Source organism: Streptomyces sp. NPDC051207 (genome assembly GCF_040682395.1).
Classification (GTDB): domain Bacteria; phylum Actinomycetota; class Actinomycetes; order Streptomycetales; family Streptomycetaceae; genus Streptomyces.
In genome coordinates this window covers 1-22,647 of sequence record NZ_JBFBAX010000039.1, presented here as the reverse complement: position 1 = coordinate 22,647, position 22,647 = coordinate 1, and the positions used below count along the sequence as shown (strand labels likewise).

Here is a 22,647-nt window from a genome sequence, read left to right as displayed (position 1 = left end):
GACAGGAGGGTGCAGTCCGCCCCGACTGGGTAGGCTCCGTCGACATGGAGCACGAGGTGTTCGTTCCGTTTCCGGCCGAGCGGCTCAGGCGGGCGCTGGCCGACCCCGCGCGCGTCGCCCGGGCGGTCCCCGGGCTCCAGCAGGACGCCGGCGCCGAGCCCGTCACCGGGCGGCTGAAGCTGCGCGTCGGCAGCCACTCCATCACCTACCGCGGCTCCCTCCGCGTCACCGCGCAGGACGACGGCGCCTACGCCGTCGAGGGCGACGCCACCGAGTCCCGCGGCTCCGGCACGGTCCGGTTCGCCCTCACGGTCCGTCTCCGCGACACCGACGGCGGCACCACCCTCACCTTCACGGGCACGGCGTCCGCCGACGGGCGCGTCACGGAGCTGCCGCAGGACGCGGTGACGTCGGCCGTCCTGCGCCTGCTGGACCGCTGCGCGGAGAATGTGGGCGAGACGGCGGGCGAGGAGCCGACGGCACCGGTGGAGTCGGTGGCTTCGGCAGAGCCGACGGCTTCGGCCGCCTCGGCTGCTCCGACCGGCCCGTCGGCCCCGGGGACGCCGCCGGAGGCCGCCGAGACGCCCGAGCCCGCCGAGGCCACGGAGGCGCAGAAGGTTTCCAAGGCATCCGAGGCCTCTGCGACGCCGAAGACTCAGAAGACTCCGAAGGGGCAGAAGACGTCCGAGGCCTCCGAGACCACCGAGGCGCGGGAGACCGCCGAGGCAGGGGAGACCTCCGAGGCCCACGAGACCTCCGAGGTTTTCGAGACCGCCGAGGCGAACGAGATCGCCGAGGCAAGAAGGACGCCTGAGGCGTCCGAGACCTCCGAGGCCAGGGAGAGAACAGAGGCGAGGGAGACCGCCGAGGCGCAGGAGACAGCCGAGGCGAGGGAGACAGCCGAGGCTTCCGAGACAACCGAGGCGCGGGAGACCTCCCAGGCGCGGGAGACCGCCGAGGCGCGGGAGACGGCCGAGGCAAGTGAGACCTCCCAGGCCCGCGAGACTCCCGAGGCGCCGGGCACCGCCGAGAGATCCGAGGCGCGGCAGGCCCCCGGCCCGGTGACTCCCGGCCCCGAGACCCCCGACGACGCGCACGTCACCGCCGAGCCCTCTCGGCCGGATGACGAGACGGCGGACGGTGACCCCCAGCCGTCCGTGTTCGACACCGACGTGCCGCCGCCGTCGCTCGATCCCGCGGCCGACGACGCGTTCGACGGTGAGGGCATGGACGGGGAGGACATCGCCGAGGCCGCGCACGCGCGGCGGACGATGATCGGGCGCAGCGCCGAGGAGGTGGACCACGCCCCGCCGCGCGGCCGGTACGCCCCCGTCCCCGCCCCGCAGAACGTCGCCGCGCAGACCCCGCTGCGCTGGGCGGCCCCGGCGGCGGCCGTGGTGCTGGCCTCCGCGATCGTGGTCGGCCGGGTGCTGCGCAAGCGCCGGTGAGGCCGTGTCCCGCCGGGCGGGGCGGTGGCCGAGGACGCCCTCTTGATCACCCCAGTAGGGTCGTCGTGTGAGTAACGAACCCATCACGCTGACCGCGGGCGACGCGGAGGTGACCGTCCTGCCGGGCAACGGCGGACGGATCGGCGGGCTCCGGGTCGGCGGCGCCGAGCTGCTGAGGCAGGGCGACCGCTACGGCTGCTTCCCGATGGTCCCCTGGTGCGGCCGGGTCCGCGAGGGCCGCTTCCGGGACGGCGCCGTCGTCCACCAGCTGCCGCTCAACGCCCCGCCGCACGCCATCCACGGCACCGCGCGCGACGGCGCCTGGCGCACGGCCCGCGCGAGCCGCACCGAGGCGGTGATCACGTACGACCTGACCGAGCCCTGGCCCTACCCGGGCCGTGTCACGCAGGTCGTGGCGCTCGCCGAGGACGCCCTGACGCTGACGATGTCCGTGGAGACGTACGAGTCGTCGTTCCCGGCGCAGATCGGCTGGCACCCGTGGTTCAACCGCAGCCTCGGCGGCCGGGAGGTGCGGATCGGCTTCGAGCCGGCCTGGCAGGAGGAGCGCGGCGCCGACCACCTGCCGACCGGCAACCGCGTCGACCCCGAGCCGGGCCCCTGGGACGACTGCTTCGGCATGCCCGGCGGCGTCGACGTCACCCTGACCTGGCCCGAGGTGCTGGAGCTGAGGGTGGCCAGCCGCGAGGAGTGGGTCGTGGTGTACGACGAGCAGCGCGAGGCGGTGTGCGTGGAGCCGCAGACCGGTCCGCCCGACGGGCTCAACACGCTCCCGCGCCTGGTCACGCCCCTGGAGCCGCTGGAGGCCACGACGACCTGGAGCTGGCGCCGCCTTTAAGCTGACAGGCATGACGGACGACGTACGCGGCGCGCTGCTGCAGCAGATCAAGGACAAGGCCGTGGTGCACGGCAGGGTGACCCTCTCCTCGGGGCTGGAGGCCGACTACTACGTCGACCTGCGCCGCATCACCCTGGACGGCGAGGCCGCGCCGCTCGTCGGCCAGGTGCTGCTGGACCTGACCGCCGACCTGGACTTCGACGCGGTCGGCGGCCTGACCATGGGCGCCGACCCGGTCGCCGTCGCCATGCTGCACGCGGCTGCCGCGCGCGGCCGGAGGCTGGACGCGTTCGTCGTGCGCAAGGCCGCCAAGGCGCACGGGCTGCAGCGCCGCGTCGAGGGCCCGGACGTCAAGGGCCGCCGCGTCCTGGTGGTCGAGGACACCTCCACCACCGGCGGTTCGCCGCTCACCGCGGTCGAGGCGGTCCGCGAGGCCGGTGCCGAGGTCGTGGCGGTGGCGACGATCGTGGACCGGGCGACCGGCGCCGCCGAGAAGATCCGGGAGGGCGCGGGCGTGCCGTATCTGTTCGCGTACTCGAAGGACGAGCTGGGGCTGGACTGACCAGCCCTCGGACCGTGCCGTGGACCATCGGGCCATGTCTGGAAAGATGGGGCCGACGATGACGTCGCACCCAAGGTTCTAGGTCAGGGCCGTCAGTACGCAGAACGCAACCGCACATACAAGGAGCGGACAGATGCCCATCGCAACTCCCGAGGTCTACAACGAGATGCTGGACCGGGCGAAGGCAGGCAAGTTCGCCTACCCGGCCATCAACGTGACCTCCTCCCAGACCCTGCACGCGGCCCTGCGCGGTTTCGCGGAGGCGGAGAGCGACGGCATCATCCAGATCTCGACCGGTGGCGCCGAGTTCCTGGGTGGCCAGCACAAGAAGGACATGGTGACGGGCGCGGTGGCCCTCGCCGAGTTCGCGCACATCGTCGCCGAGAAGTACGACATCACGGTCGCGCTGCACACGGACCACTGCCCGAAGGACAAGCTCGACGGGTACGTACGTCCGCTGCTCGCGGTGTCCGAGGAGCGCGTCAAGGCGGGCCGCAACCCGCTGTTCCAGTCCCACATGTGGGACGGCTCGGCGGAGACCCTGGCCGACAACCTGTCGATCGCGCAGGAACTGCTGGAGCGGGCCCGCGCCGCGAAGATCATCCTCGAGGTGGAGATCACCCCGACCGGTGGCGAGGAGGACGGTGTCTCGCACGAGATCAACGACTCCCTCTACACCACCGTCGACGACGCCGTGCGCACGGCCGAGGCGCTCGGTCTCGGTGAGAAGGGCCGCTACCTGCTGGCCGCGTCCTTCGGCAACGTCCACGGCGTCTACAAGCCGGGCAACGTCGTGCTGCGTCCGGAGCTGCTGAAGGAGCTCAACGACGGCGTGGCCGCCAAGTACGGCAAGCCGGCCGGCACGCAGCCGTTCGACTTCGTCTTCCACGGCGGTTCCGGTTCCACGGCGGAGGAGATCGCCACCGCGCTGGAGAACGGCGTCGTGAAGATGAACATCGACACGGACACGCAGTACGCCTTCACCCGTCCGGTCGTCGACCACATGTTCCGCAACTACGACGGCGTGCTGAAGGTCGACGGCGAGGTCGGCAACAAGAAGACCTACGACCCGCGCACCTGGGGCAAGCTCGCCGAGGCGTCGATGGCCGCGCGCGTCGTGGAGGCCTGCGGGCACCTGCGCTCCGCGGGCACCAGGATCAAGTAGGCCGGCCGGCCCTTGCGGGGCCGCCGCGTCGCGCCCGGAAGGGCCCGGCACCCGCTCGGGTGCCGGGCCCTTCCGCATGCTCCCGGTACGCCCGAAGCTGCGCTGTGCCTCCGGGGGCGACCCGGCCCGCGACGCCCGGGTGCTCCGAAGGACAGGAGCTAGCGCTTCAGTTCCGTGTATGCCTCTTCGCTGCTGTCCTTCAGGAACTGCCAGCAGCGTTCCGCCTCGTCCTTCTCGTTGATCGCGTCCGCCGCGCGGGCGAGGGCGGCCAGGCAGCGCAGGAAGCCGCGGTTGGCCCGGTGGTCCCAGGGGACGGGGCCGTGGCCCTTCCAGCCGGAGCGGCGGAGCTGGTCGAGCCCGCGGTGGTAGCCGGTGCGCGCGTACGCGTACGACTCGACCACGCGCCCCGCCTCGAAGGCGTCGTCGGCGAGCATCGCCCAGGCCAGCGAGAACGTCGGATGCTCCGCGGCGACCTGGTCCGGAGGCGAGGACTGCTCGCCCAGCAGGCGGTAGGCCTCCTCGTTCTCCGGCAGGCGGGTCGGCTCCGGGCCGCCGAGCAGGTTCTTGTGCGTCGTCATGCCTGCAGTCTGCCACTTGGGCGGGGCGTGCATCCGAAGGCCACTGTGCGGCACCGGCCCGCCGGGCGCATCGGTCACGGGAGGAGGCAGCCGCCCGGGCCTCGGTCTTTGGTGGACCCGCCCTCCACCAAAGGCGCGGACCTGGTTCCGGGTGTGGTGCGCGGTGCCCGGCGCTCCTCCATCGGCGGATGACGCGGCCCGGCCGGTTGCCAAGGATCGGGTGCGTTCGGCTCAGGAGTCCGAGCGATTTCCAGGCACTTGGGGGAGAAGTGAACGAGCACGCAGCACCCCGTCGCATATCCGTCTTCGACACCACTCTCCGCGACGGAGAACAGGCGCCGGGCAACGCCATGCATCCCGACCAGAAGCTCGAACTGGCCCAGCTGATCGCCGGGTTGGGCGTGGACTGCGTCGAGGCGGGCTTTCCCGCGTCGTCGCCCGCCGACTTCGAGGCGACGCGGCTGATCGCGCAGCACCTGACCGGAACCCGCTTCGCCACGTTCTCCCGGACGACCCGCCGGGACGTCGAGATCGCCGTCGAGGCCGGCGGCACCCGCAACCACCAGGTGCAGATGGTGGCCACCGGCAGTCAGATCCACCTCACCCACAAGCGCGGCATCACCCGGCACGCGGCGGTCCAGGAGGTCGTCGACACGGTGAAGTTCGCCGCCGAGCTGGGCGTCACGGACATCGCCGTCGGCATCGAGGACGCCAGCCGCGGCCCCGACGACCTGCTGCGCGCGCTGACCGAGTCCGCGGTCGACGCGGGCGCGACCTGCATCATCCTGGCCGACACGACCGGCTGCCACACCCCGGGGGAGTTCGCCGCCCTCATCCGCAAGATCCGCGGCTGGGCGCCGCCGCCCGTCAAGGTCTCCACCCACTGCCACAACGACTTCGGCCTGGCGACGGCCAACACGCTGGCCGGTCTCGAAGCCGGTGCGGACGAGGTGCAGGTCGCCCTCGGCGGCATCGGTGAGCGGGCCGGCAACACCTCCCTGGAGGAGGTCGCGGCGGTCCTGGCGTACAAGAGCGGGATCCTGGGGCTGACCTGCGACATCAGGCTCGATGCCATGTACGCGGCCTACAACCGGCTGCGGGAGATCATTCGGCTGGAGGAGCCCCGCAACAAGGCCGTCTTCGGCAAGTACGCCTTCGGCACCGCCGCCGGCATCCACCAGCAGGGCATGCTCAGCGACCCGAGCACGTACGAGTACGTCGAGCCCGCGCGGTTCGGCCGCGAGCGCTCGCTGCTCATCGGGCGCCACTCCGGGCGGACCGTGCTGCGTCACCTCATCGAGCAGCTCGGCGTGCGGGTCGGCGAGGCCGAGCTGGACGAGCTGTACCGCGTGCACATCGCCGAGCGGGAGCAGGGCGACTGCGAGGACCTGGCGGTGGTGCGGGAGCGGCTGGCCCGGGAGCTGGGTGCGCGCACCGCGGTGGCGGCGGGCCGATGACGTACTCGTATCTCGGCCCGGAGGGCACCTTCACCGAGTCCGCGGTCCGTCGGCTCGCCGGGGCCTCCGCCCCGCACGCCGTGCCCTTTCCGAGCGTCCCGGCGGCCATCGAGGCCCTGCGGTCCGGCCGGTCCGCCAGGGCGGTGGTCCCACTGGAGAACTCCGTCAGCGGCGTGGTCCCCGCCACGCTCGGGGAACTCGTCGCGCACGCCGGGGAGCTGAGGATCGACGCGCAGGTCGCGCTCGGCGTCACCTTCGCCCTGATGGCCGCCGAGGGCACGAGGCTGTCCGACGTGCGCAGGGTGGTGAGCCATCCGCACGCGCACGGCCAGTGCCGGCAGTGGGTGGAGCGGCACCTGCCGCACGCGGAGCTGGTCCCGCTCGCCTCCACGGCCGCCGCCGCGCGGGCCGTGGCGCGGTCGGGGCCGGGCACCGAGGCCGCCATCGCCGGTCCGCAGGCCGCCGAACGCTACGGGCTGACCGTGCTGGCCTCCGGCATCGGCGTCCGCCCGGACGCGGTGACGCGGTTCGTGGCGCTGCGCCGGACCGGCCCCGAGCGCCCGCCCACCGGCAGCGACCGCACCACGCTGCTGATCACCTCCGACCGTTCGGCGCCCGGTGTGCTGACCGGTGTGCTCGGCGAGTTGAGCGTGCGGGAGGTGTCCGTCACCTGGATCCAGTCCTGGCCCCGGCAGAGCGCGAAGGGGCGCTACCACTTCCTGATCGAGGTGGACCAGCACATCGAACACCCGGGGCTGGCCGCGGCGGTCGCCGCGATGAGCGGCGGTGTCGACTCGCTGGACCTGCTCGGGAGCTATCCGTACATCGCCGACCGTGAGGTCCAGCAGGAGAGGGTGGCCGCATGAGCGGGACGCGTATCGCTGTGATCGGCAGCGGGCCCCGGGGCATGATGGTGCTCGAACGGCTCGTCGCCCGCCTCGCCGAGCACCCCGGCCCGCTCGACGTGCGGCTGTTCCTGGTGGACGCCGTGGAACCGGGCGCCGGCCAGGTCTACCGGACCGACCAGCCCGACTGGTTCCTGATGAACACCGTGGCGGGCCAGATCTCCGGGTACTCCGGGGAGCCCGACGGCGGCCCGGCACGGGCGGGCGCCGGTCCCTCGTTCGGGCAGTGGTGGGAGTCCACCGGGGACTGTCCCGGCCCCGACAGCTACGCGCCGCGCGGGCAGTACGGCCGCTACCTGCGCTCGGTGCTCGCCGCCGTGCAGGCGTCCCTGCCGCCCGGCGTGCGGCTGCGCTGCATCAAGGAGCGCGTCGAGGACGTCGTACGGGCCGGGGACCGCTACCGGATCGCCCTGTCGGGCGGCGAACGGCTGGACGCCGACCGGGTCGTGCTCACCACCGGGCACTCCCGCAACGCGCTCACCGGCCGCGAGCGCGCCCTCGACGCCTTCGCCCGACAGCGCCCCGGACTGCGCTACATCCAGGGCGGGTCGGCGGCCGACATGCCCCTGGAGGAGATCGAGCCCGGCTCCCGGGCGGGCGTGATCGGCCTCGGCCTGTCCTTCTACGACGTGATGGCCGCCCTCACCATCGGCAGGGGAGGCCGCTTCACGCCGCGCGGGGACGGCACGCTCCGCTACGAGCCGAGCGGCGACGAACCCGTGATCGTCGCCGGGTCCCGGAGCGGGATGCCGCTGCCCGCCCGGGGCAGCAACCAGAAACCTCCCCGGTACTCCTACCGGCCCGTGCTGTTCACGCCGGAGCGGGTCCGCGCCCACCGTCCGCCCGGGCCGCTGGACTTCCGGAGCGACGTGTTCCCGTGGCTGCTGGCCGAGATGGAGCTGGTGTACCACGGCACGGCACTGCGGCACCGCTTCGGCAGCGGCGTCGCCGACGAGTTCGCCGCGTACGTGGCGGCGTCCGCCGGGCAGGGCGTGCCGGACGTGCGGGCCGCCGCCGGGCGCTTCGGCCTGCCCGACCGGCCGCCGCTGGACCTCGACGCGCTGGCCCGGCCCTTCGCGCAGCGCACGTTCACCGGCCCGAAGGACTTCGAGCACGCGCTGCGCGAGGAGATCGAGCAGGACCTCGCGCACGCCGCCGAGGGCAACGTGGACTCGGCGCTGAAGGCGGCGCTCGACGTCATGCGGGACACCCGCTGGGTCATCCGTGACCTGGTCGACTTCTCCGGGCTGACCGCGCGCTCGCAGCGGGACGACTTCCTCGGCTGGTACGTGCCGAGGGCGTCGTTCCTCGCGGCCGGGCCGCCGATCGTGCGGCTCCAGCAGGTGCTCGCCCTGCTCGACCGCGGCCTGCTGCACATCGTGGGGCCGCGCACCCGGTTCGAGACGGACGCGGCGGGGGGACGCTTCGTGGTGTCCTCGCCGCAGGTGCCCGGCTCCGCGGTGGCGGTCACCACGCTGATCGACGCGCGGATCCCCGACCCCGACGTGCGCCGGGACCTCAGCCCGCTCGCCACCCGCCTCCGCGGGCGCGGCGTGTGGACGAGTTACGTCAACCGCAGCGGGGGCGCCGACTACGACACGGGCGGGGTCGCCGTGACGCGCAGCCCGTTCCATCCCGTCGACGGCGACGGAGTCGCCGACGAGGGCATGTACGTCCTGGGGATTCCCACCGAGCACACCCGGTGGTTCATGCAGGTCGGCAGCAGCCGGCCGGGCATGTGGAGCGACTTCGTCCATGACGCCGACGCCATCGCGGCGCACGCGCTGCGCGCGGTGACACGGACCGGGGTGCCCCAGGTCCGCATCCCCGGGCGGGACGGGCCGGTCGTGGAAGGGATCGGCGAACGGTCGCCGGAGAGGACGGCGGGATGAGCGTGCGCGTCGCACAGCGGTTCTCGGGTGTCGAGCGGTCCGCGACCGTCGCCCTGCTCGAAACGGTCCAGCGGCTGCGCCGCGAGGGCGTGGAGGTGCTCGACCTCAGCGGCGGCGAACCGGACTTCGGCACGCCCGCGCCCGTCGTCGCCGAGGCCGTGTCGGCGCTGGAGGGCGGCGACACCCACTACACCCCGAGCCGCGGCGTTCCCGAACTCCTGCGTGCCGTCGCGGACAAGCTGGCCACGGAGAACGGTGTCCACGTCGATCCGGCCAAGGGCGTCATCGTCACCCCGTCGGCCAAGCAGGCGCTGTTCACCGCGCTGATGACGGTGCTCGACCCCGGCGACGAGGTGATCGTGCCCAGCCCCGCCTGGGTCAGCTACCCGGCGATGGCGGCCCTGCTCGGCGCCCGCGCGGTACCGGCCGAGCTGGGCGCGCAGGACGGGTTCCGGCTGTCCCGGCGCGTTCTGGAGGACCGGGTCACGGACCGCACCCGGGCCCTGATCGTGAACACGCCGGGCAACCCCACCGGGCACGTCCTGGATCGCGCGGAGGCCGAGGAGGTCGTGGCGTTCGCCGTGGAGCACGACCTCGTGCTCGTCGTGGACGAGATCTACGAGAAGATCGTGTACGACGGTCGCCGGCACCTCAGCCCGGCGAGCCTGCCGGGGGCGGCGGAACGGACGCTCACGGTCAACGGCTTCTCCAAGGCGTACGCGATGACGGGCTGGCGGCTCGGCTATCTGGCGGGCCCCGAGCCCTTGATGTCGCAGGCGCTCAAGGTGCAGGAGCACACGGTGAGTTGCGCCGCCTCCTTCGTGCAGCGCGGGGGAGTCGCGGCGCTGACCCGCACGGCCGGTGACGTCGCCGCCATGCTGAAGGAGTACACCGTCCGCAGGGAGCTGACGGTCTCCGCGCTCAACGCCCTGCCGGGTGTGGTGTGTGCCCCGCCCGAGGGGGCCTTCTACGCCTTCGCCGACATCCGGGGCACTGGCCTGACGTCGGCCGGCTTCGCGCAGCGGCTGCTGGACGAGGCGGCGGTCACGGTGGCGCCCGGCTCCGCGTTCGGACCGGGCGGCGAGGGGTACGTGCGGCTGTCGTTCGCGGCGTCGCGGGAGGTCCTGGAGGGCGCGGTGCATCGGTTGTCGCGGCTGGCCGCGCAGTGGGCGGGCTGAACGGACACGGGCTGAACGCGGGCACGAGTACGGCCGGGGAACCGGCGGGAACGGACGAGCAACCGGCGGAACCCGGCGAGCAACCGGCGGAACCCGGCGGAACCCGGCGGAACCCGGCGGGGCCCGGCGTGAGACTGGCGGGAACCGACGCGGACCCGGCGGAACCCGGCGTGGGACCGGCGGGGACCGACGCGGACCCGGCGCTCCCGGCGAGTAGCCGGTGGGACGCCGGAGGCCGGCCACCCCTTCGCGGGGTGGCCGGCCTCCGGGCTTTCCGGACCGGTGCAGCGCTTCGGGTGGCTTCGGCCGCCCGGTTCAGGCCACCCCGGCCGACGGGCAGGAGCCGGACAGCGCCTCCCCGTCCGAGCACCAGGACTGCTGGAACATCAGCACGGCCTCCAGCCGGTTGCGGGCGCCGAGCTTGGCCAGCACGTGGGAGACGTGGCTCTTGACGGTGGCGGGCGACACCCGCAGCCTGACCGCCGTCTCGGCCGTCGACAGGCCCTCCGCGAGGTGCCGCAGCACCTCGCGTTCGCGTGAGGTGAGGGCGGTCAGCAGGTGCGTCGGGCCGGCCGGGGCGGGGCTCGGCGCGGCGGCCGCGGGCCGGGCGTACAGGGTGCGCAGCTCCGGGGAGAGCACGGTGTGGCCGGCGGCCACCGCGCGGATGGCCGAGGTGACCCCGGCGACCTGGATGTTCTTCACCAGGCATCCGGTGGCGCCCGCCGCGAACACCGCGTCCAGGCGCCGCTGGGTCCAGCCGGTCCCGATGACCAGCACCCTCACCTGCCGCTGGGCCAGTTGCCGGATCAGGCCCGTGGCGTCCTCGCGCGGTGCGATGGCCAGGACGACCACGCCGACGCGGTCCAGGGGCCACTGCCGCAGCGGCTGCTGGTTGTTCACGCTGCCCACCACCTCCAGGTGCCCGGAGGCGCCGAGCACGCGGGTGAGGACGTGCCGGGAGATGGGGTCGTGGTCCGCGACCAGCACGCGCGCAATGTCGTCGGCGAGACGGTCGGCTCCGAAGAGATCACGGTCCAGGGACATGGCTGACATTGCTGAGCCCTTCGTCAATGTGTGCGATCCGAACCACTGGGCGACAGCCTAAGTTTCGGAATTGCGTTCAGCAATGATGAACAGAGTTTTGGCCAATTTCCTGCGCCCGTGTCTGGCCGAGGCGCGTTGACGGGTCCCAGCCCCCGTATTACGTTCATTTGCGGCGGGGGAACGTCAGTTTTGCGTACGCACACATGTGGTGCGTGCGCTCGCACGTGTACAGGAACCGCTCCGCCGTGAGCCGCCCGACAGCGTGGTCGACGGTGACGTCCCAGAGATGGCTGTGGCGGAGGGGGACTTGTGGACAGTGCACTGGCCGGAGCGTGGTTGTCGGCATTCGCAACCGCGGTCGAGGCGGACCGTGACCGCCTGACCGTGCTGGATTCCGCCATCGGGGACGGGGACCACGGCGTCAACCTGCACCGGGGCATGTCCCACGTACGCCTGCTGCTGGAGGACGACACGCCGTACACCGTGGGCGGCCTGCTCACCGAGGCCGGCGCGTTGCTGCGCACCCATGTGGGCGGCGCCTCGGGGGTGTTGTACGGGTCGGCCCTTCAGGAGATGGGCGCCGCTCTGCCCGTGCCCCGGGCCGAGGACGGCCAACTCGCCGACGCGCTGGAGGCGGGGCTCGCCGCCGTCGTCCGGCTGGGTGCGGCGGTCCCGGGGGACAAGACCATGGTGGACGCGTTCGGCCCGGCCGTGCGCGCCTTCCGCGAACGGCTCGCAGACGGCGACCTGGCCGAGGCCGCGACCGCCGCGGCCACCGCCGCCGCAGCGGGCGCCCGTGCCACGATCCCGTTGCACGCGCGCAAGGGCCGCGCTTCCTATCTCGGCTATCGCAGCATCGGCCACCTGGACCCGGGAGCGGCCTCCACCGAGTTGCTGTTCAGGTCCCTCGCCGAGGCGACGGTGGGGTGCCGGAAGGCCGCGTACTGTCCCGGCGCGTCGTGAGCCTCCGGGCCCCGGCCGGTGAACGCCGCGGCACGGCCACCGGGTCGGGGACGGACGGTCAGGCCCCCTCGGGGCGGGAAGGCACGGCGGTGGCCAGGTCGGGGCGCAGCGCGACCGCGCCGTGCAGATAGACGTGCGAGGCCGCGGCCCGCGGCCGGGCCGAGTGGGTGTGGATCAGCACGCGGACCGTGCGCGGGCTGCCGTGCGGCACGTCGATCTCGCTCGCGCACATCAGCGGCACGTCGGTGAACCCCATCTCCCGCGCGGCACGGGCCGGATAGTCGGCGGTCAGGTCGGGGCTGGCCGTGAACCAGATGCTGATCAGGTCGGCGGGGTCGAGCGCGTTGCGGACGACGAGTTCGCGGAGCAGCTCGGTGGTGCCCCGCACGATGTGCTGCGGGTCGTTCGACTCCACCGAGGTGGCGCCGCGCAGGGCCAGCACCCGGGGCGCCGGGGGTGCCTGCGCCGTACCGGGACGGCCGGTCGCGGGCGGCGCGTCCGTGGGGTGGGCGTGGCCGGTGGCAGGGTGTCCGTTCACTTCTTCTCCGGAGGGGCAGACGGCGGGCCGAACTGATGCGGAACGCGCGCTCATCGTGTCCGGCCCCGGCCGCGGTGTCTTCCACCAGTGATGGAAGCGGGCGGCCCCGGCCGTCCGGGTGCGCCGAAGGAGGAGCGCCCTGCACCGGGGGAGGAGGCCTCCACCATCGGCCGATGCCCGCCGGGTGCCGCCTGAACGAGCCTGTCGGCCATGGGTTCAACGCTGGCACAGAAGGTGTGGGCCGATCACGTGGTCGGCAGGGGCGAGGACGAGGGCGACGATCTGATCTACGTCGACCTGCATCTGCTCCACGAGGTGAACACGCCGCGGGCGTTCGACGGCCTGCGGGCCGCGGGGCGTACCGTGCGGCGCCCCGATCTGACGCTGGGCACGGAGGACCACAACGTGCCCACCACGTCACCCGACGACGGGTTCGGCGACCCGGCGGGCCGCCGGCAGGCCGCCCAACTGCGCGACAACGGCGCGTCGTTCGGGATTCCCGTGCAGCGGCGCGGGGACAGCGGGCACGGCATCGTGCACGTCATCGCGCCGGAACAGGGCCTGGTCCGGCCGGGGATGACGGTCGTGTGCTGCGACTCGCACACCACCACGCTGGGCGCGTTCGGCGCCCTCGCGTTCGGGATCGGCACCAGCCAGGTCGAGCACGTGCTGGCCACCCAGACGCTGTGGACGCGCCGGCCGCTGGACATGGCGGTCACCGTCACCGGCACGCTCCCGGCGGACGCCACCCCCAAGGACCTGGTGATGTCGCTGATCGCGCTCATCGGCACCGGGGGCGGCCAGGGGCACATCATCGAGTACCGGGGCCCGGCGGTCGAGGCGCTGTCGATGGAAGGCCGCATGACCCTGTGCAACATGTCGGTGGAGGCGGGCTCCAAGGCCGGGCTCGTCGGCCCCGACGAGACGACCTTCGCCTATCTGCGCGGCCGTGCCGGCATGCCCGAGGGGGCGGACTGGGACGCGGAGGTGGCGTACTGGAAGACGCTGCGGACCGATCCGGACGCGCGGTTCGACAAGGAGGTCGCCCTCGACGCCTCGACGGTCCGGCCGTACGTCTCCTGGGGCACCAACCCGGCGCAGAGCGTGCCGGTCGACGCGAAGGTGCCGAGCCCGGACGACTTCACCACCGCCGAGGAACGGGCGGCGGCCGAGCGGGCCCTGGCGTACATGGACCTGCGGCCGGGCCGGCTCCTGCGGGACATCGGCATCGACACCGTGTTCCTGGGCTCCTGCACCAACGGCCGCATCGAGGACCTGCGTGCCGCGGCCGAGGTCCTGAAGGGCCGCCGGGTCGCGGACGGCGTCCACATGCTCGTCGTGCCCGGCTCCGCCGCCGTGCACCGGCAGGCCGTGGACGAAGGGCTCGACCGGGTCTTCACCGAAGCGGGCGCGGACTTCCGTCCCATCGCGGGCTGCTCCATGTGCTGCGGCCTGAACGAGGACCGGCTGCGGCCCGGACAGCGCGCCGTGTCCACCAGCAACCGCAACTTCGAAGGCCGGCAGGGCAAGCAGTCGCGCACGCACATCGCCTCACCGGCGGTCGCGGCGGCCAGCGCCGTCACCGGCCGGATCACCGCACCCACCGACCTGTGAGACCACGGACGGCCATGACCAAGTTCACCGTGCACGTCGGCACGGCGCTGCCACTGCGGCGCAGCAACGTCGACACCGACCAGATCATCCCCGCCCGTTACGTCCCCTACTTCAGCATGACCGGACACGGCAACGGCCTGTTCGCGGACTGGCGGGACGACCCGTCCTTCGCCGCCAACCTGCCCCAGTACCAGGGCGCCACCCTCCTCGTCGCGGGCAACGAGTTCGGCACCGGCTCCTCCCGGGAGTCCGCCGTCTGGGCGCTGCAGAAGGACGGCTTCCGGGCCGTGCTCGCGCCGCGCTTCGGCGACATCTTCCGCGAGAACGCCCTCATGCGCGGCCTGCTGCCCGTCCAGCTTCCGGCGGACACCGTGGAGCGGCTGTGGGAGCTGACCGAGGCCGATCCGGCCCTGCCGATCACCGTGGACCTGGAGCAGCGGCAGGTCCGGTTCGCGGGCCGCGCCGAGCAGTTCGACGTGAACGAGGGTGCCCGGCAGCGGCTGCTGCGCGGCGCCGACACCATCAGCGACACCCTGCGCCACGAGGCGGGGATCACCGCGCACGAGCAGGCCCGCAGGCCGCTCCTGCCCCGGACGAGGAGTACGGCATGACCCGACGCCCCGCCCTGCTGGTGCTCGACCTGATCAACGAGGTCGCGCACCCCGACGGGAAGTACGCCGACGTCTGCCTCGAACAGATCGAGAGCAGGGCGGTGCTCGACCACGCGCGGCGAGCCGTGCGGCGGGCCCGCGAGAGCGGCGTCCCGGTGGTGTACGTCGTGGTCGGGTTCTCCCCGGGGCTCGCGGACTGGCCCGCGTCCTCCCCGCTGTTCAGCGAGGCGGCCGGCGGCGACCGGCTGATCCTGGGGACCTGGGGCACCGACGTGCACGACAGCCTCAAGCCCCTGGCCCACGAGCCGGTCGTGGCCAAGCGCCGGATCAACCCGTTCCACGGCACGCACCTGGAGCTGATCCTGCGGTCCTACGGCGTGAACACGCTGCTGCTGACCGGCGTGACCACGGACTTCGTGGTCCTGTCCACCGCGCGCGAGGCACACGACCGGGACTTCCGGGTGGAGGTCCTGGAGGACGCCACCGCGACGTCGAGCCCGGAACTGCACGAGGCGGCACTGACCCTGCTGCGCCGCACCGCCGAGGTCACCACCGTGGACGCGGCACTGGCACCGGCCCGGACCCCGGCCCAGACGTAACCAGAGGCCCAGCAGGACCACAGGCACCGAACCGAAGGGAAGAGGAAGGACCGATGCAGCCGTTCCACGTCATCAGCGACCTGGAGAAGGACGAACTGTACGGGGTGCTGGAGACCGTCAGCGCCCATCCGTACGCCGACTACCACGCCTTCTCCGCCGCCGTGCGGCAGGCGACCCGGGGCCAGGTCCCCGCGTCCCTGAGGGAGGCGGCCGACCGGATACGGGCGGAGCGCGCCCAGGGTGTCTCCGACACGCACGTGCTGCGCAACTGCCCGGTGGACAAGGAGCTTCCCGAGCTGGGGCACGACGACCCGCAGGCGGACAAGTACGCCCGCAAGCACACCTTCGTGGGCGAGGCGTTCCTGGAACTGATGGGCCAGCTGACCGGCACCCCGCTGATGTCCTACGCGACCCGTTTCAACGGGGACTTCTTCACCGACGTCTACTCCATCAGCAAGTACCACGGGCAGCAGACCGGTTACAGCGACGGCGAACTCGTCTACCACAACGACCGCACGGCGCACCCCGTCCGCGCCGACTACATCAGCCTGCTGGGCATGCGCTGCCCGGTGGAGGAGTACACCTGCACCAGCCTCGTCGAGGCGCGCACCCTGCGCGCCGCGCTGCCGGAGGACACCCTGCGCCTGCTGGGTGAGGCGCACTTCGTCACCCCCTTCGACGTGGTGTCCCGGGACAACAACCGCGGCCTCAGCGTCTCGGAGAAGCACGCGATCTTCCAGGGCGACTACGGCATTCGCTATCTCGACACGCACACCACGGTCGCGCCGGACGCCCCGGGCGAGGCCAAGGACGCGCTGATCGAGCTGAAGAACGCGCTCACCCGGGCGGAGAAGAAGCGGCACCGCATCCTGGAGGGCGACCTGCTGATCTTCGCCAACCAGAACGGGCTGCACAGCCGGGAGAAGATCGAGGTCAACGACCCGGAGCGGTCCCGCTCCCGCTGGCTGCTGAAGACGTACGCCTTCCGGGACCAGGCCACCGCGGACGGCTTCGCGGACCACTGGGTGGACGGGGTGGTGGGCAGGGTCGGCGACTGAACGACTCACCCGTCTCACACGAGACCCCGACACCCACGCGCTCACCCACCCCACCGAACCGAAGGCAGGTATCACCATGACGTTCACCCCCGAGGCCGGGACCGGGACCTCGCCGGCCGGGCTGCTGCCCACGCTGTTCACCGGGACGCCCGGTGTGTCCTTCGGCAAGCGGGAGCTGGTCTTCCGGCCCGTCAACGCCGACGGGCGCTCGGACGCCGAGATGCACCCGCTCTACACGGTCGCGGAGACCGGCGAGGACGGGCCGGCCGCCGCGATCATGCGCTATCTCCCCGGCGCCAAGGCACCCGCCCACCGGCACCCCGGCTACGAGATGATCTACGTGCTGAGCGGCGAGCTGGAGACGGACGACGGCACCTACCCGGCCGGCAGCCTGCTGGTCATGCCGCCGGACAGCGTGCACGCGCCGCGCAGCCCCAAGGGGTGCGTCGGCCTGGTCGTCTGGGAGCGGCCCGTGCAGGTCCTGTAGCGCTCAGGCGTGCCGGGAGCGGTACACCGCCGCCTTGGCCCGGTTGCCGCAGCGCATCATGTCGCACCAGCGGCGCGAACCGCGGTGGGACCGGTCGACGTACAGCCGGGTGCAGCGGGGTGCCGCGCACTCCTTGACCTGTCCGGGCGGCTCGGCCAGCAGCTGGACCGCGTCGCGGGCCAGCGTGGACAGGACGTTCCCGATCGTGCCGTGGCGTACGACCGTGCCGTCCGGCCGCAGTTCGCAGCGCACCGGGACTCGCCTGGCGGCGCGGTTGAGCACCTCGCAGTCCTCCGGGTCGAGGGGTGAACCGTCGCCCGAGGCGAGCACCAGGCGGTAGACCGCCTCGCGCAGGTGCACGGCCGCGGTCAGGTCCGACCTGGTGGCCCGGGCCGGCGCGTCCAGCACGCCCGAGGCCGCGGTCCACTCCGCGAGGTCGTCCGGCGTGGTGAGCAGGTCCAGCGGGGCATCGCGCCGGCTCTGCACCGTACCGACGAAGTCGAGGGCCACGCTGCCGCTGACGAATGCGAACTTCATCCTTCCAGGGTAACCGCACAGACCGGTTGCGGGACTTTCGTGAGTAACCGCACCAGGCGGTTGCCCACACTCGGGAGTAACCGCATTGACCGGTTGTTCGCCCCGTCGGTAGGCTGCCGAATAACCAGTTGGGCCGGTTACTTCTGAGTGAGAGGTCACCTCAGTGATGGAACGCGACGAGCTGAAACTCGCCGAAGGGGAGGCCGAGGCCCCGCCGTCCCCGGCACCGCGGGAAGCCGCCGCGCCGGCCTGGGCCACCGCGGCGGTCCCCGCCGTCTTCGTGCTCCTGTGGAGCAGCGCCTTCATCGCGGCCGTCCTCGGCACCGACGCGGCACCGCCGCTGCTGCTGACGTTCGCCCGGTTCGCGGTCGCCGGCGTGCTGCTCGCGGTGATCGCCGCGGTGAGCCGGTCGCCCTGGCCCAGGGGGCGGCTGCTGGTGCACGTGGTCGTCACCGGGCTGCTGATGCAGGCCGTGCAGTTCGGCGCGTTCTACACGGCCATCGGCGAGGGCCTGCCGGGTGGCGTCGTGGCGCTGATCCAGGGGTTCAACCCCGTGCTGATCGCCCTGCTGGCGGGTTTCTTCCTCGGTGAGCGGATCACCCGGCAGCAATGGCTCGGATTCGCCGTCGGAGGCGCCGGTGTGGCGCTGGCCGTCGCCGGGGCGCTGGACTTCTCCGGCAGCGCCATCGTGCTGTCCTTCGTCGGCCTGCTCGGCCTGAGCGTGGGGACGGTCTACCAGAAGCGCTACGCCCAGGGCGCCGACGTCCGCTCCAGCACGGCGGTGCACTTCCTCGCGAGCGCGCCGGTGATGGGCGTGATGACCCTGGCCCTGGAGGACCCGGAGGTCACCGACTGGGCGGCGTTCGGCGGCTCACTGGCGTGGATCGTGCTGATCAACTCGGTGGGCACGTTCCTGCTTCTCAACTTCATGCTCAAGAAGCAGGCGGCGAGCCGGGTCGGCACGCTGTTCTTCCTCACCCCGGCCGTCACCGCTCTGCTGGCCTGGCTGGCCATCGGGCAGACGCTGAACTGGCCGGCGGTCGTCGGGCTCGTGCTCGGCGGGGCCGGAGTCCTCCTCGCGGCGCGCAAGTAGCGCCCGTCCACGCCGCCGAGCACACCTCGGCACCACGCACCCGACGACGCAGAGAAGAGACACAGACATGAGCATCAAGGTCGCCATCAACGGATTCGGCCGCATCGGCCGCGGGTACCTGCGGGCCGCGCTCGCCCAGGACGCCGATCTCGAGATCGTGGCGGTGAACGACCTGACCGACCCGGCGACGCTCGCCCACCTGCTCAGCTACGACAGCACCATGGGCCGCCTCGGTGCCGAGGTCGTGGCGGACGGCGACGCCCTCGTGGTCGACGGCCACCGGATCGCCGTCCACGCGGAGCGCGAGCCGGGCAAGCTGCCCTGGGGCGAGCTGGGCGTCGACGTGGTCGTGGAGTCCACCGGCATCTTCACCGACGCCGAGAAGGCCGCCGCGCACCTTGACGCGGGCGCGCGCAAGGTCCTCATCTCCGCCCCGGCGAAGAACGAGGACCTCACGCTCGCGTACGGCATCAACCACACGAGCTACGACCCGGCGGCGCACCACATCGTCTCCAACGCGTCCTGCACGACGAACTGCCTGGCGCCCCTGGCGAAGGTGCTGAACGACCGCCTCGGTGTGGAGCACGGGCTGATGACCACCGTGCACGCCTACACCCAGGACCAGAACCTCCAGGACGGCCCGCACCGCGACCCCCGGCGGGCCCGCTCGGCCGCGCTCAACATCGTGCCCACCTCGACCGGCGCCGCCAAGGCCATCGGCCTCGTCCTGCCCGAGCTGAACGGCCGGCTGGCCGGTTCGTCGCTGCGCGTGCCGGTGCCGGTCGGCTCGCTGACCGACCTGTCGGTGTACGTGGGCCGGCCGACCAGCGTCGAGGAGGTCAACGAGATCTTCGCCGAGGCGGCGGCCGGACCGCTGGCCGGGGTGCTGCGGTACACCGACGCCCCGATCGTCTCCACCGACATCGTCGGCGACCCGGCGTCCTGCATCTTCGACTCCAAGCTGACGACGGTCACGGGCGAGGGCCGGCACGTGAAGGTCTTCGGCTGGTACGACAACGAGTCCGGCTTCTCCCACCGCCTCGTCGACGTCACGCGGCTGCTGGGCACGCGGAGCTGACCGCACCCGACAGCCCGGCGGCGGCAGCACCCGACGTCCGCCGGCAGCGCCCCGCGCGGAATCTCCGGACACCGCGCGGGGCGCTGCGCTGACTGCGGCCCCGCCGCGTTCCTGTCCCGGCCGGGTCGGCGTCCCTGTTCCCGGCCACGGGCAGTCGTTCCCGGCCGGGTCAGTCGGTGACGCGCCAGGCGACGCCCCGGCCGGCGCCGAGTTCGCGCGACAGCAGGGTCGCCACTTCGCGTACGGCCACCGCGTGCCGCTGCCGGTCCGCCTCGCCGAGCAGCCGTTCCACGGGGCCGACGATGCCGATGGCGCCCGCGGGGTCGCCGTACCGGTCGAACACCGGGGAGGCGATGCCGGCCTCGCCCAGCGTGCTCTCCTGGTCCTCCAGCGCGTACCCGGTCTGCCGGGTCTCCTCCAACTGGGCCGCCAGCACGTCCGGGTCCACCACGCTCTTGCCGGTCAGGCGGACCAGTTCGCCCGCCAGCATGTCCCGCTGCCGGGGCTGCGGCAGGAACGAGACGAGGGCCTTGCCGAGCGCGCAGGTGTTCCACGGCACGCTGGCGCCGAGTTCCAGGATCTGCACCCCGCTGCCCTGCCGGAAGACGTGGTGCACGACGAGCACGCGCCGGTCGTCGTCCAGCACGGCGACCCACACCGCCTCGCCGGTGCGCTCGGCCAGCGTGTCCGCCCAGGCGACCGAGCGGGAGCGCAACTCCTGTGTCTCCAGGTAGGAGTTGCCGAGGCGGAGCAGCGCCGAGCCCAGGAGGTACTTGTTGCTCTCCTTCTCCTGGCGCACGAATCCCTCGGCCTCCAGGGTGCGCAGCAGCGCGTGCACGGTCGGTTTGGAGACACCGATCCGCTCGGCGAGTTCAGTGACGCCCAAGCGCGGGCCCGACGTTGCCAGTTCACGCAGCAGGCGCGCCGCGCGCTGAACGGACTGAACCATTAAAACCTTACCCGCATTCAGTATGGCAGAACATGGTTACGAGAACATAGCACCGCCGTGAGCACGGCTCAGCTGAGCAGGTCGAAGGAAGGGGATGCGGCCGTCATCGCCGGGACGCCTCCGCACGGCGGGCCGTGACCGCGGCCAGGACCGACCCCAGCAGGAAGGCCGCCGCGGCGATGACGGCGCTGACGTGCAGGCCGCTGACCAGGCTGCCCGTCGCGCCGATGAGCGTGCCGAACAGGGCCACGCCGATGGCGCTGCCCACCTGGCGGGACACGTTGAACACCGCCGACGCCACGCCCGCCTGGTGCGCGGGGGCCGCCTCCATGACGGCGACGGTGGCCGCCACGACCGTGACCGGTGTCGCCAGGCCCGTCGCCATGAGCGCGAAGAGCAGCACCGGGTACGCGGTGCCGGGCCCGGCCGCGAGCCAGCCCAGGAAGCCGCAGGCGCCCAGGAGCAGCGCGCCGGCCATCGGCACGTAGGGCCCGGTGCGGGCGGTGAGGCGGCTCGACAGCGGCGCCGCGGCGAAGCCCATGCAGACCGACGGGAGCAGCGCGAACCCCGTACCCAGCGCGCTGAGTCCGCGCTCCTGCTGGGAAGTACAGGGTGGCGACGAACAGCAGCCCGTAGTAGCCCAGGCTGAGCAGCAGCCCGATCGTGATGGTCGCGGTGAGCCTGGCCTCACGGAACAGCGCGGGCGGCAGCAGCGGACGCCTCGCACCGGGCTGCGAGGCGCCCTTCTCCAGGCGCAGTTCGACGACGACGAAGGCGGCCAGGGCCAGCACGCCCACCGTGCACAGCGTCAGCACCTTCGCGGAGGTCCAGCCCTCGGTGCCCGCCTCGTTCAGCGCCCCGGCCACGCCGAGCAGCCCGAGCACGCCGAGCAGCTGGCCGGCGGGGTCCATCCGGCCCGCCCGGGGCGCCCGGCCCGGGGCCGGGACGTGCCGCAGGGTCAGCAGCGCCGCGACCGCGGCGACCGGCAGGTTCACCCAGAACACCGCCCGCCAGTCGAGCCCCGACACCAGCGGCCCGCCGACCGCGGGCCCGGCACCGAAGGCGACCGCCGACACCAGGCCCCAGATGCCCACCGCCCGCGAACGCTGGGCCTTGTCCCGGGCCGCGGGCCCGTCGGCGCCCCTCCACCTTTGGCGGATCGGCGTACTCCTCGGGAGGAGCGGGCGGCCGGGCCTCCTCCCCTGAGCCGATGACGCGGTGTTCCCCGTTCCCGAACCCTGAGTGGGCCGAGGCCACTGCCCGGCCTCGACCGCTCAGGGCGGAGAGGAGAACACCGACATGCCCCTTGCACCCGCCTCCACCGGCAGCCGGCCGGACCGCAGCGTCCTGGTGCTGCGCGACCTGCTGTCGCCCGAGGCACTCGACGCCGTCGAGTGGACACGCTGGGAAGAGCCGGGCCGCGCCGGCACCGGAATCCACGCCCTCTACGCGACCGGAGGCCCCCGGCGAGCGACGGCGCAGCTCATCCGCTTCGACCCCGGCGGGCGCGCACGGAGACCTGCACGAACACCTGGGCTACGAGCCGATGTTCGTCCTCCAGGGCGAGCTGTGCAACGACAACGGCGACCGGTACGCCGCCGGGGACCTCGTGGTCGAGGAGTCCGGCAGCGTCCACCGGGTCAGCTCGGAGACCGGGTCCACGCTCCTCGGTATCCGCGAGGCCCCGGTCGAGCCCCGGCACTGACGGCGAGCGGCACACCGGTGGCACCGACGGCACCGGTGGCCGGCAACACACCCATGTCCGAACGCCCCATGTCCGAACGACAAGGAGCTGTGGCAGGTCGACTGCCACGTGGTCACAGATGAACCTGTTCAGCCCCCACTCCTGGCAGTCCCTGCCCGCGGCGCAGCAGCCCGAGTACCCCGACGCCGAGGCGCTGCGCGACGTCCTCGCCGACCTCGCGTCGTATCCGCCGCTGGTCTTCGCGGGCGAGTGCGATCAGCTGCGCGCCCGGATGGCGGCCGTCGCCAAGGGAGAGGCGTTCCTCCTCCAGGGCGGCGACTGCGCCGAGGC

At 72.9% G+C, this 22,647-nt stretch carries 24 protein-coding genes and 1 pseudogene; 18 read left to right on the top strand and 7 right to left on the bottom strand.

Going from position 1 to position 22,647, the window contains the following annotated elements; translation table 11 throughout:
* Positions 1-44 precede the first annotated feature (44 nt).
* The 4 genes from AB0M97_RS27635 (at position 45) to fbaA (ending at position 4,031) form a co-directional block, all read left to right on the top strand.
* Positions 45-1,448 carry an SRPBCC domain-containing protein gene (locus tag AB0M97_RS27635; RefSeq protein WP_365963690.1) on the top strand — a complete coding sequence of 468 codons (1,404 nt, stop codon included), beginning with the start codon at positions 45-47 and terminating at the stop codon, positions 1,446-1,448.
* Between the two features lie 67 nt (positions 1,449-1,515).
* A complete protein-coding gene (locus tag AB0M97_RS27630) occupies positions 1,516-2,304 on the top strand; it encodes an aldose 1-epimerase (RefSeq protein ID WP_365963689.1) in 789 nt (262 codons plus the stop codon).
* A 10-nt stretch (positions 2,305-2,314) separates the two neighbouring features.
* Entirely contained in the window at positions 2,315-2,866 is a 552-nt protein-coding gene (gene pyrE, locus AB0M97_RS27625; RefSeq protein ID WP_365963688.1) for an orotate phosphoribosyltransferase, read from the top strand.
* A 133-nt stretch (positions 2,867-2,999) separates the two neighbouring features.
* Entirely contained in the window at positions 3,000-4,031 is a 1,032-nt protein-coding gene (fbaA, locus tag AB0M97_RS27620) for a class II fructose-bisphosphate aldolase (protein ID WP_365963687.1), read from the top strand.
* 158 nt (positions 4,032-4,189) lie between these two features.
* Here the strand turns inward: fbaA and AB0M97_RS27615 are convergent, their stop codons facing one another.
* The gene (locus AB0M97_RS27615) at positions 4,190-4,609 is read right to left on the bottom strand and encodes a DUF3151 domain-containing protein (protein ID WP_365963686.1); all 420 of its coding nucleotides are present in this window, start codon (positions 4,607-4,609) and stop codon (positions 4,190-4,192) included.
* A 269-nt stretch (positions 4,610-4,878) separates the two neighbouring features.
* On the opposite strand from AB0M97_RS27615, the gene AB0M97_RS27610 reads away from it, so the two are divergent.
* The 4 genes from AB0M97_RS27610 to AB0M97_RS27595 are packed head-to-tail and all read left to right on the top strand — an operon-like array spanning position 4,879 to position 10,041.
* Positions 4,879-6,066 carry a pyruvate carboxyltransferase gene (locus AB0M97_RS27610; protein ID WP_365963685.1) on the top strand — a complete coding sequence of 396 codons (1,188 nt, stop codon included), beginning with the start codon at positions 4,879-4,881 and terminating at the stop codon, positions 6,064-6,066.
* Complete coding sequence (gene pheA / locus AB0M97_RS27605) at positions 6,063-6,932, top strand: prephenate dehydratase (protein ID WP_365963684.1); 870 nt, start codon at positions 6,063-6,065, stop codon at positions 6,930-6,932. The genes AB0M97_RS27610 and pheA overlap by 4 nt, the downstream gene beginning before the upstream one ends.
* Entirely contained in the window at positions 6,929-8,863 is a 1,935-nt protein-coding gene (locus AB0M97_RS27600) for an FAD/NAD(P)-binding protein (protein WP_365963683.1), read from the top strand. Before pheA ends, AB0M97_RS27600 begins: the two co-directional genes overlap by 4 nt.
* On the top strand, positions 8,860-10,041 hold the full coding sequence (locus AB0M97_RS27595) for a pyridoxal phosphate-dependent aminotransferase (protein ID WP_365963682.1): 1,182 nt from the start codon (positions 8,860-8,862) through the stop codon (positions 10,039-10,041). The genes AB0M97_RS27600 and AB0M97_RS27595 overlap by 4 nt, the downstream gene beginning before the upstream one ends.
* 315 nt (positions 10,042-10,356) lie before the next feature.
* Here the strand turns inward: AB0M97_RS27595 and AB0M97_RS27590 are convergent, their stop codons facing one another.
* A complete protein-coding gene (locus AB0M97_RS27590) occupies positions 10,357-11,094 on the bottom strand; it encodes a response regulator transcription factor (RefSeq protein ID WP_365963681.1) in 738 nt (245 codons plus the stop codon).
* A gap of 327 nt (positions 11,095-11,421) precedes the next feature.
* Between AB0M97_RS27590 and dhaL the strand changes: the two genes are divergently transcribed.
* Entirely contained in the window at positions 11,422-12,048 is a 627-nt protein-coding gene (dhaL, locus tag AB0M97_RS27585; RefSeq protein ID WP_365963680.1) for a dihydroxyacetone kinase subunit DhaL, read from the top strand.
* A 58-nt stretch (positions 12,049-12,106) separates the two neighbouring features.
* Here the strand turns inward: dhaL and aroH are convergent, their stop codons facing one another.
* Entirely contained in the window at positions 12,107-12,490 is a 384-nt protein-coding gene (gene aroH / locus AB0M97_RS27580; protein WP_365963707.1) for a chorismate mutase, read from the bottom strand.
* A 306-nt stretch (positions 12,491-12,796) separates the two neighbouring features.
* Here aroH and leuC point away from each other — a divergent pair, with 306 nt between their 5' ends.
* From leuC to AB0M97_RS27555, 5 genes are all read left to right on the top strand, one after another.
* Positions 12,797-14,200 carry a 3-isopropylmalate dehydratase large subunit gene (gene leuC, locus AB0M97_RS27575; protein WP_365963679.1) on the top strand — a complete coding sequence of 468 codons (1,404 nt, stop codon included), beginning with the start codon at positions 12,797-12,799 and terminating at the stop codon, positions 14,198-14,200.
* A gap of 14 nt (positions 14,201-14,214) precedes the next feature.
* Positions 14,215-14,811, top strand: a complete 597-nt coding sequence (leuD, locus tag AB0M97_RS27570; RefSeq protein ID WP_365963678.1) for a 3-isopropylmalate dehydratase small subunit — start codon at positions 14,215-14,217, stop codon at positions 14,809-14,811.
* Entirely contained in the window at positions 14,808-15,410 is a 603-nt protein-coding gene (locus AB0M97_RS27565) for an isochorismatase family cysteine hydrolase (protein ID WP_365963677.1), read from the top strand. Before leuD ends, AB0M97_RS27565 begins: the two co-directional genes overlap by 4 nt.
* A gap of 53 nt (positions 15,411-15,463) precedes the next feature.
* Positions 15,464-16,468, top strand: coding sequence for a TauD/TfdA family dioxygenase (locus tag AB0M97_RS27560; RefSeq protein WP_365963676.1), 1,005 nt, complete (start codon positions 15,464-15,466; stop codon positions 16,466-16,468).
* Between the two features lie 76 nt (positions 16,469-16,544).
* Positions 16,545-16,955 (top strand): cupin domain-containing protein, encoded by a 411-nt coding sequence (locus AB0M97_RS27555; protein ID WP_365963675.1) that lies wholly within the window; start codon positions 16,545-16,547, stop codon positions 16,953-16,955.
* 3 nt (positions 16,956-16,958) lie between these two features.
* On the opposite strand, the gene AB0M97_RS27550 is transcribed toward AB0M97_RS27555, so the two are convergent.
* Positions 16,959-17,492 carry an ABATE domain-containing protein gene (locus AB0M97_RS27550; protein ID WP_365963674.1) on the bottom strand — a complete coding sequence of 178 codons (534 nt, stop codon included), beginning with the start codon at positions 17,490-17,492 and terminating at the stop codon, positions 16,959-16,961.
* Positions 17,493-17,658: 166 nt separating this feature from the next.
* On the opposite strand from AB0M97_RS27550, the gene AB0M97_RS27545 reads away from it, so the two are divergent.
* Positions 17,659-18,585, top strand: coding sequence for a DMT family transporter (locus AB0M97_RS27545; RefSeq protein WP_365963673.1), 927 nt, complete (start codon positions 17,659-17,661; stop codon positions 18,583-18,585).
* A gap of 67 nt (positions 18,586-18,652) precedes the next feature.
* Positions 18,653-19,663: a type I glyceraldehyde-3-phosphate dehydrogenase gene (gap, locus tag AB0M97_RS27540; RefSeq protein ID WP_365963672.1), complete on the top strand. Its 1,011-nt coding sequence runs from the start codon at positions 18,653-18,655 to the stop codon at positions 19,661-19,663.
* A 169-nt stretch (positions 19,664-19,832) separates the two neighbouring features.
* On the opposite strand, the gene AB0M97_RS27535 is transcribed toward gap, so the two are convergent.
* The 3 genes and pseudogenes from AB0M97_RS27535 to AB0M97_RS27525 form a co-directional block, all read right to left on the bottom strand.
* On the bottom strand, positions 19,833-20,612 hold the full coding sequence (locus AB0M97_RS27535; RefSeq protein ID WP_365963671.1) for an IclR family transcriptional regulator: 780 nt from the start codon (positions 20,610-20,612) through the stop codon (positions 19,833-19,835).
* A 103-nt stretch (positions 20,613-20,715) separates the two neighbouring features.
* On the bottom strand, positions 20,716-21,303 hold the full coding sequence (locus AB0M97_RS27530) for an MFS transporter (protein WP_365963670.1): 588 nt from the start codon (positions 21,301-21,303) through the stop codon (positions 20,716-20,718).
* A pseudogene (locus AB0M97_RS27525) lies at positions 21,278-21,688 on the bottom strand (hypothetical protein); the annotation flags it as partial. The pseudogene AB0M97_RS27525 and the gene AB0M97_RS27530, both read right to left, overlap by 26 nt.
* 470 nt (positions 21,689-22,158) lie before the next feature.
* On the opposite strand from AB0M97_RS27525, the gene AB0M97_RS27520 reads away from it, so the two are divergent.
* Both AB0M97_RS27520 and AB0M97_RS27515 read left to right on the top strand, forming a co-directional pair.
* On the top strand, positions 22,159-22,317 hold the full coding sequence (locus tag AB0M97_RS27520; protein WP_365963669.1) for a hypothetical protein: 159 nt from the start codon (positions 22,159-22,161) through the stop codon (positions 22,315-22,317).
* Positions 22,318-22,435: 118 nt separating this feature from the next.
* The coding region (locus tag AB0M97_RS27515) for a 3-deoxy-7-phosphoheptulonate synthase (protein ID WP_365963668.1) at positions 22,436-22,647 on the top strand (212 nt) is incomplete at its 3' end.

Coding starts and splice junctions, on each gene's coding strand:
- AB0M97_RS27560 (WP_365963676.1), top strand. CDS start 15,464: ATGCAGCCGTTCCACGTCATCAGCGACCTGGAGAAGGACGAACTGTAC.
- AB0M97_RS27595 (WP_365963682.1), top strand. CDS start 8,860: ATGAGCGTGCGCGTCGCACAGCGGTTCTCGGGTGTCGAGCGGTCCGCG.
- fbaA (WP_365963687.1), top strand. CDS start 3,000: ATGCCCATCGCAACTCCCGAGGTCTACAACGAGATGCTGGACCGGGCG.
- leuC (WP_365963679.1), top strand. CDS start 12,797: ATGGGTTCAACGCTGGCACAGAAGGTGTGGGCCGATCACGTGGTCGGC.
- AB0M97_RS27550 (WP_365963674.1), bottom strand. CDS start 17,492: ATGAAGTTCGCATTCGTCAGCGGCAGCGTGGCCCTCGACTTCGTCGGT.
- AB0M97_RS27535 (WP_365963671.1), bottom strand. CDS start 20,612: ATGGTTCAGTCCGTTCAGCGCGCGGCGCGCCTGCTGCGTGAACTGGCA.
- AB0M97_RS27600 (WP_365963683.1), top strand. CDS start 6,929: ATGAGCGGGACGCGTATCGCTGTGATCGGCAGCGGGCCCCGGGGCATG.
- pheA (WP_365963684.1), top strand. CDS start 6,063: ATGACGTACTCGTATCTCGGCCCGGAGGGCACCTTCACCGAGTCCGCG.
- pyrE (WP_365963688.1), top strand. CDS start 2,315: ATGACGGACGACGTACGCGGCGCGCTGCTGCAGCAGATCAAGGACAAG.
- AB0M97_RS27555 (WP_365963675.1), top strand. CDS start 16,545: ATGACGTTCACCCCCGAGGCCGGGACCGGGACCTCGCCGGCCGGGCTG.
- AB0M97_RS27615 (WP_365963686.1), bottom strand. CDS start 4,609: ATGACGACGCACAAGAACCTGCTCGGCGGCCCGGAGCCGACCCGCCTG.
- AB0M97_RS27635 (WP_365963690.1), top strand. CDS start 45: ATGGAGCACGAGGTGTTCGTTCCGTTTCCGGCCGAGCGGCTCAGGCGG.
- AB0M97_RS27590 (WP_365963681.1), bottom strand. CDS start 11,094: ATGTCAGCCATGTCCCTGGACCGTGATCTCTTCGGAGCCGACCGTCTC.
- AB0M97_RS27520 (WP_365963669.1), top strand. CDS start 22,159: ATGTTCGTCCTCCAGGGCGAGCTGTGCAACGACAACGGCGACCGGTAC.
- AB0M97_RS27565 (WP_365963677.1), top strand. CDS start 14,808: ATGACCCGACGCCCCGCCCTGCTGGTGCTCGACCTGATCAACGAGGTC.
- gap (WP_365963672.1), top strand. CDS start 18,653: ATGAGCATCAAGGTCGCCATCAACGGATTCGGCCGCATCGGCCGCGGG.
- AB0M97_RS27545 (WP_365963673.1), top strand. CDS start 17,659: ATGGAACGCGACGAGCTGAAACTCGCCGAAGGGGAGGCCGAGGCCCCG.
- leuD (WP_365963678.1), top strand. CDS start 14,215: ATGACCAAGTTCACCGTGCACGTCGGCACGGCGCTGCCACTGCGGCGC.